Annotated in this window: 14 protein-coding genes; 9 read left to right on the forward strand and 5 right to left on the reverse strand. The window is 70.2% G+C overall.

What is annotated here, in order from left to right:
- Positions 1-46 precede the first annotated feature (46 nt).
- The gene (locus ACIBAF_RS39270; protein WP_399469856.1) at positions 47-1,285 is read left to right on the forward strand and encodes an MFS transporter; all 1,239 of its coding nucleotides are present in this window, start codon (positions 47-49) and stop codon (positions 1,283-1,285) included.
- Positions 1,286-1,316: 31 nt separating this feature from the next.
- Here the strand turns inward: ACIBAF_RS39270 and ACIBAF_RS39275 are convergent, their stop codons facing one another.
- From ACIBAF_RS39275 to ACIBAF_RS39290, 4 genes are all read right to left on the reverse strand, one after another.
- Positions 1,317-1,793, reverse strand: coding sequence for a MarR family winged helix-turn-helix transcriptional regulator (locus ACIBAF_RS39275; RefSeq protein WP_399469858.1), 477 nt, complete (start codon positions 1,791-1,793; stop codon positions 1,317-1,319).
- 92 nt (positions 1,794-1,885) lie between these two features.
- Complete coding sequence (locus tag ACIBAF_RS39280; RefSeq protein ID WP_399469919.1) at positions 1,886-2,692, reverse strand: AIM24 family protein; 807 nt, start codon at positions 2,690-2,692, stop codon at positions 1,886-1,888.
- A gap of 2 nt (positions 2,693-2,694) precedes the next feature.
- Positions 2,695-3,345: an AIM24 family protein gene (locus tag ACIBAF_RS39285; RefSeq protein ID WP_399469860.1), complete on the reverse strand. Its 651-nt coding sequence runs from the start codon at positions 3,343-3,345 to the stop codon at positions 2,695-2,697.
- Between the two features lies 1 nt (position 3,346).
- Positions 3,347-3,979, reverse strand: a complete 633-nt coding sequence (locus tag ACIBAF_RS39290) for an AIM24 family protein (RefSeq protein WP_399469921.1) — start codon at positions 3,977-3,979, stop codon at positions 3,347-3,349.
- Between the two features lie 182 nt (positions 3,980-4,161).
- Here ACIBAF_RS39290 and ACIBAF_RS39295 point away from each other — a divergent pair, with 182 nt between their 5' ends.
- From ACIBAF_RS39295 to ACIBAF_RS39305, 3 genes are all read left to right on the forward strand, one after another.
- Complete coding sequence (locus ACIBAF_RS39295) at positions 4,162-4,506, forward strand: DUF3817 domain-containing protein (RefSeq protein ID WP_399469862.1); 345 nt, start codon at positions 4,162-4,164, stop codon at positions 4,504-4,506.
- Positions 4,503-4,796, forward strand: a complete 294-nt coding sequence (locus ACIBAF_RS39300) for an MTH1187 family thiamine-binding protein (protein ID WP_319346316.1) — start codon at positions 4,503-4,505, stop codon at positions 4,794-4,796. The genes ACIBAF_RS39295 and ACIBAF_RS39300 overlap by 4 nt, the downstream gene beginning before the upstream one ends.
- Positions 4,797-5,019: 223 nt before the next feature.
- Complete coding sequence (locus tag ACIBAF_RS39305; RefSeq protein ID WP_399469865.1) at positions 5,020-6,009, forward strand: matrixin family metalloprotease; 990 nt, start codon at positions 5,020-5,022, stop codon at positions 6,007-6,009.
- A gap of 39 nt (positions 6,010-6,048) precedes the next feature.
- Here the strand turns inward: ACIBAF_RS39305 and ACIBAF_RS39310 are convergent, their stop codons facing one another.
- Complete coding sequence (locus tag ACIBAF_RS39310; RefSeq protein WP_399469867.1) at positions 6,049-7,032, reverse strand: DUF5937 family protein; 984 nt, start codon at positions 7,030-7,032, stop codon at positions 6,049-6,051.
- Positions 7,033-7,128: 96 nt separating this feature from the next.
- Here ACIBAF_RS39310 and ACIBAF_RS39315 point away from each other — a divergent pair, with 96 nt between their 5' ends.
- The 5 genes from ACIBAF_RS39315 to ACIBAF_RS39335 all read left to right on the forward strand — a co-directional run bounded on the left by ACIBAF_RS39315 (position 7,129) and on the right by ACIBAF_RS39335 (position 15,399).
- On the forward strand, positions 7,129-8,517 hold the full coding sequence (locus ACIBAF_RS39315) for an MFS transporter (protein WP_399469869.1): 1,389 nt from the start codon (positions 7,129-7,131) through the stop codon (positions 8,515-8,517).
- An 11-nt stretch (positions 8,518-8,528) separates the two neighbouring features.
- Positions 8,529-9,038, forward strand: coding sequence for a MarR family winged helix-turn-helix transcriptional regulator (locus tag ACIBAF_RS39320; RefSeq protein ID WP_079659470.1), 510 nt, complete (start codon positions 8,529-8,531; stop codon positions 9,036-9,038).
- Positions 9,039-9,082: 44 nt separating this feature from the next.
- Positions 9,083-9,421: a DUF3817 domain-containing protein gene (locus ACIBAF_RS39325; protein WP_079664761.1), complete on the forward strand. Its 339-nt coding sequence runs from the start codon at positions 9,083-9,085 to the stop codon at positions 9,419-9,421.
- Positions 9,422-9,547: 126 nt separating this feature from the next.
- Positions 9,548-11,248: a methylmalonyl-CoA mutase gene (locus ACIBAF_RS39330; protein ID WP_399469871.1), complete on the forward strand. Its 1,701-nt coding sequence runs from the start codon at positions 9,548-9,550 to the stop codon at positions 11,246-11,248.
- Positions 11,249-11,763: 515 nt separating this feature from the next.
- Entirely contained in the window at positions 11,764-15,399 is a 3,636-nt protein-coding gene (locus ACIBAF_RS39335) for a LamG-like jellyroll fold domain-containing protein (protein WP_399469923.1), read from the forward strand.
- Positions 15,400-15,468 lie beyond the last annotated feature (69 nt).

Consider the following 15,468-nt stretch of genomic DNA (forward strand, 5'->3'; position numbering starts at 1 on the left):
ATTCGGCGACCTCTTTCCCGCCCTGCCATGAGTCGAGGAACTCCTCATGTCCGCTTCACCCGCCGTGCGGCCCTCGTATGCCCTCGTACTGCGCGTTCCGCACGCCCGCCGTACCTTCGCCGCCGCGCTGACCGGCCGGCTGTCGTACGGGATCGTCCCGCTGTCCTTGATGCTCGCCGTGACCCGGTCCTCGGGCTCGTACACGGTGGCGGGCGCCGTGATGGCCCTGTTCGGGGTGACCGTCGTCTTCCTGTCGCCCGCGCGGGCGACCCTCGTCGACCGGTACGGGCCGCGCCGGGCGCTCATGCCGATGGCCGCCGCGTACCTCGCGGCGCTCGGGCTGCTGACCGCGGCCGTCTCGCGCCCGGACACCGCCTTCGCGTCCGCGCCCGTGCTGGGCGCTCTCGCCGCCGTGGCCGGCGCCTGTGTGCCGCCGCTGGGGCCGACCATGCGGGCCGTGTGGGGCAGGCTCACCCCGGATCGCGCGCTGTTGCAGCGCGCCTACAGCCTCGACGGGGTCGCCGAGGAACTGCTCTTCGTCGCGGGCCCGTTGCTGGTCGGCGTGCTCGTCGGCTTCGCGCCGCCGGCCGCCGGGATCGTCGTCGGGGCGGCCCTGATGGCCGGGGGCACGGCGGGGTTCGTGTCGTCGCCCGCGGTGCGGGGCGTGCGGCCGGGGAAGGCCGCCGGGCGACGGGGCGGGGGCGGGCTGCGCGGGCTCGGGCGGCCCGTCGTCGCCATGGCGGGCGTGGGGCTCGCGCTGGGCGTGGTCGACCTGCTGGTCGTGGCGTTCGCCGAGCGGCACGGGCAGGGGACCGCGACCGGCGGGGCGGGTGTGGCGTGGGTGCTGGCCGCGCTGTCGGCGGGCAGCGCTGTCGGCGGGCTGCTCAACGGGGCCGTCGCATGGCGGGCCCCGGCCGGGGCGCGGCTGCCGCTGCTCACTGCGGGGCTCGGGGTGACCCTGTGCGGCGCGGGGCTGGCACCGGGGCTCGGCACGCTCGCCGTGGCCGTCGCGGTCGCCGGGTTCTTCGTGTCGCCGACGCTCACCACGGCCTATCTCATCGCCGACGAGTGCGCCGCACCGGAAGCCCGGGTGCGGGCCGGGGCGTGGATCAACACGGCCGTCAACGCGGGGAGCACGGTCGGCACGGCGGTCGCGGGCGCGCTGGCCGGGCGGCTGCCGGTGGGGGTGTGCTTCGCGGTGACGGGGGCGGCGGTGCTGCTGACGGCGGCGGTCACCGGCGTCTCCAGGAGGAGGGGCACGAGCGGACTCGTACCCCTCGCCTGACGGTCGCCCAGGAGGGGGCGTCCCGTGACTCCTACGGGCGTCCCCGGTGCGAGCGGAGGTGTTCCGCGACGGGCTTCAGGGCCTTGGACAGCTCCGCCGTGGCCTCGGGGGAGAGATGGTCGATGAAGTGGCGCCGTACGGAGTCCACATGGTGGGGCGCGACCTTCTGCATCGTCTCCAGGCCGTGGTCGGTGAGGACGGCGTACAGACCGCGGCGGTCGGACTCGCAGTTCTCACGGCGCACCAGATCGGCGTTCTCCATGCGGGTGATCTGGTGCGAGAGGCGGCTCTTGGACTGGAGGGTGGCCGACGCGAGGTCGCTCATCCGCATCCGGACGCCCTCCGACTCGGAGAGGTTCACCAGGATCTCGTAGTCGTTCATGGTCAGTCCGAACGGCTGCAGGTCCTTTTCGAGCTGGTACGTCAACAGCCTGTTGACCTCCAGGTGGGTGCGCCAGGCGCACTGCTCCGCATCGGTCAGCCAGCGCGTGGCCGTTTCGGTCTCCATAAATGAAGTCTACCTAAAATGTTGAAAGGCGAACTAGTGAGGGTGGTGTGACGGTGCGCACGCGTTCGATGTCACACTCCGCAGACTACCGCTCACAGCCCGAAGCGACGCTGGAGGTCGCCCAGCTGTCCGGGAAGGCGCGGTGCGCCGGATTGCGCCCCGTGGCCGCCGTGACCGCCCGCTCCCGCACCGCCGCCGGGCACTCCCGGCTCGCGCGGAACCGCCCCCGTGGCCTGCTCGGCCATGAGGGTCTCGGTCGACTGCAGAAGCACCGTGCCGGCGCCCACGAACTCGAACTGATGCTCCTCCCCGGAGGCCCCTCCGAGGCCCGTCAGCGCACGTAGACCGCCCATGACGCCGGTCATGTACCCGTGGTCGTAGTGATGGCACGGGGACGGGCAGTCGGCCCAGCCGACAAGCGCTTGCGGGTCCACCCGGATCGGCGGCTCCATGAACACCACCGGACCGTTAGATGCGGCGACGAACTTGCCGGTTCCGATCAGCGTGAGAAATCCGGGGACGATCGACTGCTTGAGCGACAGACTTGGCTGAAAAGCGAGCAGATTGCCCGAGCGAATGGTCAGATTGCCGTCGTCCAGGTCGTACGAATTGACATCGAAGGCCCGGTCGGCGAGGAGCATCTTGCCCGAGCCCTCCGCCACCACCCAGTCGCTCGCGTGCAGTGGCGAATGGAACGAGGTGCGCACGAGACGGTCCAGCCGGCCGTGTCCGACGCCGTTGAAGTCGATCGAGCCGTAGTAGGCGATCATCTTCCCCTTCTGCAGGAACCACTGGCTCCCCTTGAGCTCCACGCAGAAGGTGTAGTTGTTCACGTTGTCGTCGACCGGCAGGGTCATGGGGTCGTGCACCGTCGGGCCGCCGCCCGGAGCCCCGTACATGCTCACAGCTTCTCCTCCGACGCCTGGACGAACACCGCACCGCTGCCGCTGAGCTCCAGCTGGAACGCCTCGCCGGAGCCGCGGCCCACCATGTCCCGCCAGCCCAGCGCGGTCGACAGCTTGTTGCGGACGTCGCCGTGGTGCGCGACGTAGGCCTGGGGGTCGACGTGGACCGGGCGCTGCGGGGTGATCGGGACCTCGAAGACCCCGCCGTGGGCCATCACGGCGACCGCCCCCTGTCCCTTCAGGGTGGTGGTGAACAGGCCCTGGCCGCTGATCTGGCCGCGGACCATGCCCATGACCCCGCCCTGCGAGCCCAGGAACATCGTGCCCTGCTGGAGCGTGCCCTCGAAGGCGAGCAACCGGTCCGCCTCCACGTACAGCGTGTCGCCGGTGAGCCGGATGACCTGGACGTGATGGCCGCCGTGTCCGAACAGGACCGTGCCGCTGCCCTCGACGGTCATCAGGGGCGTGTCCTCGTTGGCGAGCCGCCGCCCGATCATCGACATGACGCCGCCCTGCCCGCCCTGGACGTTGGGCGTGAACGCCACCTCGCCGCGGTACGCCAGCATCGCGCCGCGCTGGCTGAAGAGCCGTTGCCCGGGGACGACGGTCGCCTCGACCATCTTGGAGTTGATCTCACGGAAGGTCATCTCACACGTCCCCCGCGATCGTGTTGCGCTCGCTCGGCTGGACGTACACCAGGCCGTCCCCCTCGAACCGGATCTGGAAGGCCTCGCCGCCGCCCTCGCCCATGAACGTGCGGAACGTCACCCCGGACTGGAAGGACTGCCGGACGCTGCCCTGGTGCGCGACATACGCGCCGGGGTCCACGGTCAGCGGGTACTGCGGGCTGACCCGCAGCACCACCGCCGGCCCGTCCGAGGTGATCGCGGCCTGGCCGTGCCCCTCGACGGTCGTCGTGAACAGCCCGTTGCCCTGGGTCGCGCCGCGCAGCCCGGTGAAACTCGTCCCCGTCCTCAGGCCCGCGTCGGTCGCGAGCAGGTTGCTCGCCTCGACGTACAGCTTGTCGCCCTGGAGTTGGACGAGGTTGATCTCGGAGGCCCGGTCGGCGAACCAGCACGTGCCCTGCCCCCTCACCTCCATCACGGTCATCTGCTCGCCGGTGAGCCGCCGGGTCACCATGCCCCGGATCCCCTCGCCGCCCCCGCTGAGCTTCTTGAAGGCCACCTGCCCGTCGTACGCGACCATCGAGCCGTTCTTCGCCTTCACGGCGTCCCCGGTCATGTCGACGGCAAGCACCTTGCTGCCTTGAAGTCGAAACATCGCCACGCTGCGAAGGTAGCCGCCGGACGGGTGCGCGGAACAGCACCCGGGGGTGGAGAGCGACCCTGAACGCACCCTTAGGGGGATCGTTTGCCACAATGGGCGAACGCTTGTGCGCGCATTCACAAACCGGCGTTCACAAACCGCCCGCCCATCGCCGTACCTCCCCCCGAAGGTGACCCGTGGACCTGAAGACAGCCTCCGCCCTCCGCCGCCTGCGCCTGGTCTCCGCGCCGGAGGCCGTGTCCTTCCTCCTCCTGCTGGTCTGCTCGCTGCTGAAGCGGACCACGGACTTCAACGCGGTGCCGGTGATGGGCATGGTCCACGGCGTGCTGTTCATCCTGTACGTGCTGTTCTGGGCCGACGCCTGGAACCGCACCAAGTGGTCCCTGAAGACCGCCGCCCTCTACTTCGTCCTCTCGGTCCTGCCGACCGGCGGTTTCTTCGCCGAGCGCAAGCTGCGCCGTGAGGCCGAGGACGCGGTCATCGCCTCCCGCGCCCGCAAGGAAGGCGTCGTGAACGCATGATCGTCGCCTTCTCGGTCACCCCGCTGGGCGTCGGCGAGGACGTCGGCGCATACGTCGCCGACGCCGTCCGGGTCGTCCGCGAGTCCGGCCTCCCGAACCGCACCGACGCCATGTTCACGTCCATCGAGGGCGAGTGGGACGAGGTCATGGACGTCGTGAAGCGCGCCGTGGCCGCCGTCGAGGCACGCGCCCCCCGGGTCTCCCTGGTCCTCAAAGCGGACATCCGCCCCGGCGTGACGGACGGCCTCACCTCGAAGGTCGAGACCGTGGAGCGCCACCTCGGGCAGTGACGCCCTGCCGGTGACACCCCGCTGGTGACACCCCGCTGGTGACGCCCCGCCGGTGACGCTCCAGAGCAGGCCGCCGCCCAGCTCGACAGCGTCCGGTACGCCTGTCTGATGAGTCGCCCAAACGGGTGGCGGAGGGCGGGGTTTTGGCGTGCGCCGCGTGGCTAATGTCTCCCGGGGTCGATCAAGTTGCGCCCGGTGGCGCGGCATTGAAGGGGAGTGTGCGGTGGCAGGGCGGCGCGGACCGGGGCGACTCGGCGGGGCGATCACGGCGTTCGTACTGACGGCATCGCTGGCGGTGGTCTGCGTGGGGGAGGCGCACCGCGCGACGCCCGCGTGCGCCCGCGCCCGGGGCGAGTTGACCGTCGACGACCTGCCCGCCGGCTCGTCCGTGCTCGACTGCCTCGCCGTCGGCCGCACGGTCACCCACGCCGGAGCCGCCGTGACGGTGCCCGAACCCGGCACGACGGTCAGCGTCGACGCGCTCACTGCGAACGGCTCGGCACGCGACTTCACCCTGGCCGTCGCCGCCGACGGCACGGTCTCCTACCCCCACGAGGAGGCTCACGAGGAGGCCCACACGGAAGCCGTAACGGGCAGCCGCGCCGACGCCCCCGCCCCCTGCGCCGACGGCGCCTACTCCACGGCCGGCCGCAAGGAGTACGGCACGTACGAGTGGTTCGTCGGCGACGGCCCCCTGCCCGGCGGCCTGTCCCGCGCCGAGGCCCGGCGGGCCTTCGAGGACGCCGTCGCCACCATCACCACCAGCCGCAACGACTGCGGCTACGAAGACGCCGTCACGGCGAAGGCCCGCTTCCTGTCGACCACCGGCAACGAGGCCGGCATCGACCGCGCGGCCCGCTGCGTCCGCCGGGACGGCCTGAGCGTCTGGGACGGGGGCGACCTCGGCGCCGACGCCGTCGCCACGACCTGCTCATGGAGCCGTTCGGTCCCCGGCGGCCCGGACGAACTGCTCGAGGCCGACGTCCGCTTCAACACCCACGACTACACGTTCACCGACAAGCCGTCCGGCAACTGCACGCGCGCGTACGACATCCGCAGCGTCGCCACGCACGAGGCCGGCCACGTCTTCGGCCTCGGCCACTCCGGCGCCGGACACGAGAACCTCACCATGTACGCGAACTCCTTCGCCTGCTCCACCGGCGCCCGCAGCCTCGGCAAGGGCGACGTCCTCGGCCTGCGCAGCCTCTACTGAACGGCTGAACGGCTGAACGGCCGCGTGGAGAGAGCGTGTTCAGGCGCCGCCCGACACCAGCGCCATCCCCAGCGGCGTCCGCTCGTACAGCACCTGGTGGCCGTAGCGCCGGGACACCAGCAGCCCGGAGTCGCGCAGCACGCCCAGGTGCGCGGAGACCGAGGACGGCGCGAGGCCGAGGCGGTGGGCGAGGGCGGAGGTGGACGCCGGGTCGTCGAGTGCGGTGAGCACGGCGGCCCGGCCCCGGCCCAGCAGCCGGACCAACGCCTCGGGGGAGCGGTCGTCAGGGTCCGACCACAGACCGCCGATGCCCCGCGCCGGGTAGACGAGGGTCGGCTGCCAGGGCGGATCGAAGGCGCTGACGACGTCGGGCCACGAGAACACGCTCGGCATCAGCACCAGGCCCTGCCCGCCCAGATGCCGCTCGTGCTCGCCCTTCGAGGCGACGGTCAGCGTCCCCGCCCGCCAGCCGCACCGCCGGTCGATCTCCGGCAGCAGCCCGCCCAGGCCCACCTCGGCGAGCCGCCGCGAGTGGAAGGCGACGTCCGCCTCCAGCAGGGCGCGCAGCCGCGGCCAGTCCGGCGCGAGGAGGGTGTGCCAGATCTCCTCCAGCACCTCGGACAGCTCCCGGATCATCCGCTGCGGATCCGCGAGCCACGCCCGTCCCTGCGGCGAGTCCAGCGCGCCCGGGGTGTCCGCGAGCGAGCGCGCGGTGTCCGCGCGGGCGGCCCGCGGATCGGCGGCCCGCACCGCGGCGAGCTCCTCCTCGAACCCGGCCACGGTTCCCACCGGCGGCGGGCACAGCCAGTCGGGGGAGTGGCCCCGGCGCGGCATCAGCAGCCACAGCCCGGTCAGGTCGAGCGCCTCGGCCGCCGTACGGATCCGGCGCAGCCAGGGCGCGTGATAGCCGTGCCGGTCGGGCCGCTTGAGCGTGCGCGCGACCTCCTGCGTCTCCCACAGCGGGGACACGGCGAACCGGCAGCGCAGGAAGTCGTCCTCCCCGAAGTGCAGATGCGACGGCACGCTCTCCCACCCTCCCCACGAGCCCTCGGCCCGTCGAACATTCGGCTGTGCCCGAAACTCTAGGCCCCGCACCCCCGCCCGAGCACGCTGCTGCCCATGTCAGAAGTCCCGACGGCCACGAAGGCCACGACGAACACGGCCCATACGGCGAACGCAGCCGATACCGCGAACGCAGCCGATACCGCGAACGCAGCCGGTACCGCGAACGCAGCCGATACCGCGAACGCGCACCCGGCCCCTACGGCGAACCCGGCGAAGCCACCGCCCGCCGGCTACCGCCGCGTCCTCGCCGTCCGCGAGTTCCGGGCCGTCTTCGCCGCGCATCTGCTGTCCATGCTCGGCGTGATCGTCGCCGAGATCGCGCTGTCCGTCCTCGTCTACGACCTGACCGGCTCGCCCCTGATGAGCGCCCTGGCCTGGGCCCTCGGCTTCCTGCCCTACGTCGTCGGCGGCACGCTGCTCGCCGGGGTCGCCGACCGCTTCCCGGCCCGGCGCGTGCTCGTGGGCTGCGACCTGGTGTGCGCGGTGTGCGTGGCGCCGATGACGGCGCCGGGCGCCCCCCTCGTCGTCCTGCTGGCCCTGCGCTGCTGCCTCGCCGTCGTCTCGCCGGTCTTCGCCGGCACCAGGATGGCCACCCTCGCGGACATTCTCGGCGACGGCGACCTGTTCGTCCTCGGCCGCTCCCTGCTGCGCATCACCTCGCAGAGCGCACTGCTCGTCGGGTTCGGGCTCGGCGGACTGCTGCTCGCCGTCGCCTCCCCGCGCCAGGCCCTCCTCGTCACCGTCGCCACCTTCCTCGCCTCCGCCGCCCTGCTGCGCCTGGGCACCCGTAGCCGCCCCGCCCGGTCCCGCACCGGCGGCGCGCTGGTCACGGACTCCCTCCAGGGCGCCCGGCAGGTCCTCGCCGACCGCCGTACCCGGGCGCTGCTGCTGCTCTTCTGGGTGGCGCCGACGTTCACGGTCGCCCCGGAGGCGCTGTCCGCGCCGTACGCCGACGACCTCGGCGCCGGCTCCGTCGGCCTCGCCCTGCTGATGTGCGCGCTGCCGGTCGGCGCCATCGCCGGCGAGCTGTACGCCGGGGCCCGGCTGCGGCCCGTCACCCGCGAGCGCATCGCCCTCCCGCTCGTCTGGGTGACGCTGCTGCCCTACCTCGGCTACGCCCTCCATCCCGGCCTCGCCGTCTCTCTCGTCCTGCTGCTGGTCTCGGGGGCCGGCTCGGCGTACACCCTCGGCCTCGACCAGTGGATCGTCCGGGACGTGCCCGAGGAGCTGCGTGGGCGGGCCATGACGCTGCTCACCGCGGGGCTCATGACGTTCCAGGGCGTCGGCATGGCCCTGGCGGGGGTGGCCGCGGAGCTCGTGGGCGTCACGGGCGCGGTCACGGGGGCGGGGGTGCTGGGGACTGCGTGCTGCGTGATCGTGGCCGGGGAGGTCCGGCGGACCGAAGGCCGAGACGGGGCTGACCAGGATATGACCGGCCGGTAAGGTCTGGAGACGTGCCGAAACCGCTCAGTCTCCCCTTCGACCCCATCGCCCGCGCCGACGAGCTCTGGAAGCAGCGCTGGGGGAACGTGCCGTCCATGGCCGCGATCACCTCGATCATGCGCGCGCACCAGATCCTGCTCGCCGAGGTGGACGCCGTGGTCAAGCCGTACGGCCTGACGTTCGCACGCTACGAGGCGCTGGTGCTGCTCACCTTCTCCAAGGAGGGCGAGCTGACCATGTCGAAGATCGGCGAACGGCTCCAGGTGCACCCCACCTCGGTGACGAACACCGTCGACCGCCTGGTCAGGTCGGGCCTGGTCGACAAGCGCCCCAATCCCAACGACGGGCGCGGCACCCTCGCCGTGATCACCGACAAGGGCCGCGAGGTCGTCGAGGCGGCCACCCGGGACCTGATGGCGATGGACTTCGGGCTCGGGGTGTACGACGCGGAGGAGTGCGGCGAGATCTTCGCGATGCTGCGCCCGCTCCGGGTGGCGGCGAACGACTTCGAGGACCAGTAACCCCGCGCAAGATCGCCCGATAACCGGTGGTTACGCTCGTCCTCATGAAAAAGAGCGTGCTGACCCGCTACCGCGTCCTGGCCTACGTCACCGGTGTCCTGCTGGTCCTGCTGTGCCTGAGCATGATCGCCAAGTACGGCCTGGACGTGGACGGCGCCGCGGACTTCACCCGCGTCGTGGCCATCGCGCACGGCTGGCTCTACGTCGTCTACCTGGTCTTCGCCTTCGACCTGGGCTCCAAGGCGAAGTGGCCGGTCGGCAAGCAGCTGTGGGTGCTGCTGGCGGGGACGATCCCGACGGCCGCGTTCATCGTGGAGCGGAAGATCAGCCACGAGCTGGAGGGCAAGCTCGCAGACGCGGCTCCCACGCCCGTCAAGGCCTAGCCCCGCCGTCGCCGCCGTACGCCACGCGCGCGTGCGGCGGTTGTTCTCGAAGTTTTACTAGGACGTCCTACTAAAATTCATCGACTCCCATCGACATTTACTCGGACGTCCTAGTAAATTTGAAGCATGGACGCTGACGCCATCGAGGAGGGCCGCCGCCGCTGGCAGGCCCGGTACGACGCTTCGCGCAAGCGTGAGGCCGACTTCACCACGCTCTCCGGGGACCCCGTGGAGCCGGTGTACGGGCCGCGGCCCGGTGATGCCTACGACGGCTTCGAGCGGATCGGCTGGCCCGGCGAGTACCCCTTCACGCGCGGGCTGTACCCGACCGGGTACCGAGGGCGGACGTGGACCATCCGGCAGTTCGCGGGGTTCGGCAACGCCGAGCAGACCAACGAGCGCTACAAGATGATCCTCGCCAACGGCGGCGGCGGCCTGTCCGTCGCCTTCGACATGCCGACCCTCATGGGGCGCGACTCCGACGACCCGCGCTCGCTCGGCGAGGTCGGGCACTGCGGGGTCGCCATCGACTCGGCCGCCGACATGGAGGTCCTCTTCAAGGACATCCCGCTCGGCGACGTGACGACCTCCATGACCATCAGCGGTCCGGCCGTCCCCGTCTTCTGCATGTACCTCGTGGCCGCCGAACGGCAGGGCGTCGACCCAGGCGTCCTCAACGGCACGCTCCAGACGGACATCTTCAAGGAGTACATCGCCCAGAAGGAGTGGCTCTTCCAGCCCGAGCCGCATCTGCGCCTGATCGGCGACCTGATGGAGTACTGCGCGGCCGGCATCCCCGCCTACAAGCCGCTGTCCGTCTCCGGCTATCACATCCGTGAGGCGGGCTCGACGGCCGCACAGGAGCTGGCGTACACGCTGGCGGACGGCTTCGGGTACGTCGAACTGGGGCTCAGCCGCGGCCTGGACGTGGACGTGTTCGCGCCCGGCCTGTCCTTCTTCTTCGACGCGCACCTCGACTTCTTCGAGGAGATCGCCAAGTTCCGCGCGGCGCGCCGGATCTGGGCGCGCTGGATGCGGGACGTCTACGGGGCGCGGACCGAGAAGGCGCAGTGGCTGCGGTTCCACACCCAGACCGCCGGCGTCTCGCTGACCGCCCAACAGCCGTACAACAACGTCGTGCGGACGGCCGTGGAGGCGCTCGCGGCCGTCCTCGGCGGGACCAACTCGCTGCACACCAACGCCCTCGACGAGACCCTCGCGCTGCCGAGCGAGCAGGCGGCGGAGATCGCGCTGCGCACGCAGCAGGTGCTGATGGAGGAGACCGGCGTCGCGAGCGTGGCTGACCCGCTGGGCGGTTCGTGGTTCGTCGAGCAGCTGACGGACCGGATCGAGGCGGACGCCGAGAAGATCTTCGAGCAGATAAAGGAGCGGGGCGCCCGGGCCCACCCCGACGGGCGGCACCCCATCGGGCCCATCGCCTCCGGCATCCTGCGCGGCATCGAGGACGGCTGGTTCACCGGCGAGATCGCCGAGTCCGCCTTCCGCTACCAGCAGGCCCTGGAGAAGGGGGAGAAGACGGTCGTCGGCGTCAACGCGCACACCGGGTCGGTGACCGGGGAGCTGGAGATCCTGCGGGTCAGCCACGAGGTGGAGCGGGAGCAGGTCAGGGCGCTGGGCACGCGGAAGGCGGCGCGGGACGAGCGGGCCGTGCGCACCGCCCTCGACGCCATGCTGGCCGCCGCCCGTGACGGCTCCAACATGATCGGGCCGATGCTGGACGCGGTACGCGCCGAGGCGACGCTGGGCGAGATCTGCGACGCCCTGCGGGACGAGTGGGGGGTGTACACGGAGCCGGCGGGATTCTGACCCGCAATCCGGTGACCGAATCGGCCAGGGAACAATCGTGCATGGCGCGGGATCCCACTAAGTCGTGCCACTACGTGGTCTCAACCTGCTGGCCGCCCATCGAGCCCGCACTGGTACGCCCCGCTGAGACGCCGAGACTGCTTCCGAAACGTTTTCAACAGGCCGGTGTACAGGGAACTTGAGCTGCAGCCCGTCGGCTGTCGGGTCCGCCGCTGATGGATCGCCTGGTGGCGGAGTCCCAGACGTCCCGCTGTCGGCATCGGCGAACCATGCCATCAGCGGGGGTCGCATACAAGCCATCTGGGGTGCCAAAGGGTGACTGCGCATGGTGATAAATCCTTGACGCAAGGTGAGAAGGGGGTTTGAATGCGCTTACTTTTTTGAAGATCGTGTGACTCTGGGGGCGGGGTTCTGTGCAGTTCGCACGGGGTGCTTCAGGCACGGCTGGGCGTCGTAGACGCGGTAGGCGTAGGGGAACGGGAGCCACGACGGCTGCGTTGGCCGTGCTGCTGAGCATGTTGGCGCTGCCCGCGCAACATGCCACCGCTTCTCCCGCGGAGGCCGATTCCACCCCACTGACCGAGGGGCGGCAGGCACTGGTCGAGGCCGAGAAGTCCGGCCAGCGCGTGGAGGTGACCGGGGAGCGTACGGATCGGACTACGGTCTACGCGAACCCCGACGGCTTCACCTTCACACTGGAGCAGTCGGTTGTCCCCGTACGCGTGTCCAAGCCGGGCGGCGGCTGGCAGGTGCCGGACGCGACTCTGGAAAAACGTTCCGATGGTTCGGTGGGGCCCAAGGCGGCTGCTGTGCCGATCGCGTTCTCGGCGGGCGGCGACAAGGCGCCCCTGGCTCGGATCGCGGAGGAGGGCAGCTCGCTGGAACTGAAATGGCCGGGCAGGCTTCCGGCGCCACAGCTGGACGGCCCCAGTGCCCTTTACGTCGAAGTGCTGCCAGGTGTCGACCTTCAGGTGACCGCGACACCGGAGAGCTTCCAGCCCGTGTTCGTCGTGAAGACGCCTGAGGCCGCGGCGAACGAAGAGTTGAAGAAGCTCACTTTCGGTCTCAAGGCCCAGGGGCTGGACGTTCGCGAGGGAGCGGCGGGCAATCTCACGGCCGTCGACGGCAGTGGTCGTACAGTGTTCAAGGCTCCGCCGGCGCGGATGTGGGACTCGGCGGGAGGAGCGTCCGACACGTCGGGGGCATCCGTGGCTCCCGAGGCTTCCGGCACGCAGACGCAGCTCATGGGGGCGCAGACGCTTGCAGAGGAGACGGTGGAGTCGTCCGATCCCGCCGGGTCGGCGCTGTCCGGTTCGGGTCTGGAGCCCGGTCAGGGCGACAAGGTCGCCAGGATGAATGTCGCCGTCACCAAGAACTCCCTGTCTGTCGTCCCCGACGCGGGGATGCTCACCAGGACCGACGCCTCCGCCTTCCCGCTCTTCATCGATCCGACCGTGACCTGGGGCGAGTCCGAGCGCACCCTGCTGCGCAGCGACGGCTATGAGTCGTACGGCTGGGGCAACGGCGACGACGACCAGGGCAAGGGGGCTGGCAAGTGCGGTACCTGGAACGGCTATTACTGCGGACCGGGGTACGTGCAGAAGCTGTACTTTGAGTTCTCCCCGGCGAGCCTGAAGGGCAAGAAGGTCCTCGACGCCACGTTCCGTGTGACCGAGCCGTGGGCGTTCCAGTGTGACCCGCGCTGGGTGGACCTCGTACGGACGAACAACATTTCCTCCGCGACCACTTGGTCCTCGCGGCCCGCAGAGCTGGACCTGATGGTCGACCGGAGCGTCTCCGCGGGCCGTGGCTCGCTGTGCGACCCCGACTCTCCCGACGCGCCGATCGAGTTCAACGACAATCCGGACGAGACGAACGAGAACCTGACGTCGACGGTGTCGAACTTCGCGGCGGGCAAATTCTCCCGGCTGACGCTGGAGGTCAAGGCGCACGACGAGTCCGATCCGTCGGCATGGAAGCGGTTCAAGAACGATGCCGTGCTCGCGGTGAAGTTCGTGGCGGTGCCTGCCCTTCCGACTGAGGTGGGCGTGGTCACAGGCACCGGATATGTGTGCTCGACCAGCTCGACCGACCCGGCCGTCGTGTCCGACCCGACCCCGCTGGTACAGGGGAAGCCGCGCACCGCGGTCGGTGGCTCGGTGGGTGCCAGCCTGCGCATCCGGTGGCGGACGGAGAAGTCCGACGGCACGACCTGGACGCTCGCTCACACCGACCTCGACGGTCCGAGCTCCGGCTACGTCGGGAACCTGATCAAGCAGGCGCGCAGCCTGCCCGCTCTCCAGGAGGGCGTGCTGTACCGGCTGAAGGCGCTGACCTTGTCGTACTACGAGGACGGCAGCAACCGGCAGAACTCCGCTTACACCACGCCGTGCTACTTCAAGGTAGACCCGACAGCGCCCAAGGCACCACAGATCACCCTCGGTTCCCCGTACACAGCGTGTACGACCAACGACTGCACGGCCCACGGTGGACCGGGCGTCAAGGGCACGTTCACCTTCAAGCCGACTACGGGTGACGCGAACAACGTGGCCTATCAGTACCGGCTCTCTTCCACAGCCGCGTGGTCGGTCGACCAGACCGGCTCGACCGTTTCGGTAGGTGTCACGCCTGCGAAGGAAGGCACGTACCGCCTTTACGTACGAGCCAAGGACAACGTCGGCCGCTACGGCGCGCAGTCCGTCGTCGATTTCCTGGTCGCAGACGGTGAGAAGCCGGTCGGACAGTGGAACTTCACCGAGACCGACGGCGCGGCGGTGGACTCCGCGACGTGGGACGGTGCGGACAACGCAACCCTCGCCGGCGGTGCGGTACGTGACGACCGTGGCCGTCGTGGACTGATCACGCGTGACACGTCCGGTGTGGCCTTGGAGACGCCGGTGACGGACAAGGGCCTGGCTCTCGACGGCAGCACTGGGTACGCGGCCACAGCCGCAACGGTGCTGGACACCTCCGCCTCCTACACGGTCTCGGCCTGGGTACGGATCGACCCCGCTACCTCGCGCACGTTGACGGTGCTCAGCCAGGCGCCTGACAGTGCGAGCCCCTTCTCGATGAAGTACATCCCCTTCGGGCTGTCGTACGCGGGTGGCGGGGCTAATACCTGGAGCATGAGCGTGATGGGGACCGACGGGGTCCTTCGCAAGGCCAGTGCATCGCAGGCGACGCCGCGCGGGGTGTGGACCCACGTGGTCGGGGTGCACGACGCCGAGGCGAAGAAGGTTTTCCTCTACGTCAATGGGGCGCTGCAGAGCTCGGTCGACTCCGGTACGGCGTGGAAGGGGTCGGGGCCACTGCAGATCGGCCGCGGCATCTGGGCAGACGCCTACACCGACTACTTCCGCGGCAGCATCGACGAGCCCACGACGTGGCAGCGGGCCCTGTCGAAGGAGGAGATCGCGGCGGAGGCGAAGACGCTGACGTCGGAGGGTTATGCCGGTGTGGAACTGGTCGCCGACTGGTCGGCGGATCGAGGCGTCGACACCACTATTGCCGACACGACCTCTGGTTATGGCAGGGCGCTGTCTCTGGTCGCCGGTGCGTCGCTGGACGGTGAGTCGATCGTGCTGGACGGCGTGGACGATGCGGCCACCACGGTCGGGCCTGTCGTGGACGACACGGGTTCGTTCACGGTCTCCGCGCTGGCGTCCCTGGACAGCGCGAAGCTGGCCAGTAAGGAAGTGGGGTACACCGGTCAAGTGGTCGGCCAGCGGACGGCTGACGGCTCGGCATGGGGTTTCTGGTTCCAGTTGACCGGTAAATCGACCGTGTGGGACGAGGAGGCCTTGGAGGAGAAGACCGTCCCGGTGGGTCTTTGGCACTTCGGCCGGCTCAACGCCGACGGCACACTCAGTGCGGTGGCCTCCGAGGAGAACGCGCTGTTGGACGGCATGGTCCGGATGACCGGCGTCTTCAATGCTCAGGACGGCACGATCGGCCTCTACCTGGGAGCTGTCCAGAACGGCGACGACAAGGCGTTCACTGCCAAGATCGGCTCCGGTGATTTCGCGGTCGGCAAGGGCTTCACGAGCAGCGTATGGCAGCACTACCTGCCCGGACGGGTTGCCGAGGTCCGTCTGTGGGCGGGCGCCATGACCGGCTCCGACCAGGTCGGAGAGACCGTGGGTGACTGACGAGCAAAGGTGAGGGCAGTCCTTGGCGCGTGCCCTCACCCATACGCGCACGGCAGACACAGCAGTCTG

This window comes from Streptomyces sp. NPDC051677, assembly GCF_044453465.1.
In the GTDB taxonomy this organism is placed as follows: Bacteria; Actinomycetota; Actinomycetes; order Streptomycetales; family Streptomycetaceae; genus Streptomyces.

Bases quoted from the DNA above. Each gene is read 5' to 3' on its own strand.
- ACIBAF_RS39270 (WP_399469856.1), top strand. From the start codon at position 47: ATGTCCGCTTCACCCGCCGTGCGGCCCTCGTATGCCCTCGTACTGCGC.
- ACIBAF_RS39275 (WP_399469858.1), bottom strand. From the start codon at position 1,793: ATGGAGACCGAAACGGCCACGCGCTGGCTGACCGATGCGGAGCAGTGC.
- ACIBAF_RS39280 (WP_399469919.1), bottom strand. From the start codon at position 2,692: ATGTACGGGGCTCCGGGCGGCGGCCCGACGGTGCACGACCCCATGACC.
- ACIBAF_RS39285 (WP_399469860.1), bottom strand. From the start codon at position 3,345: ATGACCTTCCGTGAGATCAACTCCAAGATGGTCGAGGCGACCGTCGTC.
- ACIBAF_RS39290 (WP_399469921.1), bottom strand. From the start codon at position 3,979: ATGTTTCGACTTCAAGGCAGCAAGGTGCTTGCCGTCGACATGACCGGG.
- ACIBAF_RS39300 (WP_319346316.1), top strand. From the start codon at position 4,503: ATGATCGTCGCCTTCTCGGTCACCCCGCTGGGCGTCGGCGAGGACGTC.
- ACIBAF_RS39315 (WP_399469869.1), top strand. From the start codon at position 7,129: ATGTCAGAAGTCCCGACGGCCACGAAGGCCACGACGAACACGGCCCAT.
- ACIBAF_RS39325 (WP_079664761.1), top strand. From the start codon at position 9,083: ATGAAAAAGAGCGTGCTGACCCGCTACCGCGTCCTGGCCTACGTCACC.
- ACIBAF_RS39330 (WP_399469871.1), top strand. From the start codon at position 9,548: ATGGACGCTGACGCCATCGAGGAGGGCCGCCGCCGCTGGCAGGCCCGG.
- ACIBAF_RS39335 (WP_399469923.1), top strand. From the start codon at position 11,764: ATGTTGGCGCTGCCCGCGCAACATGCCACCGCTTCTCCCGCGGAGGCC.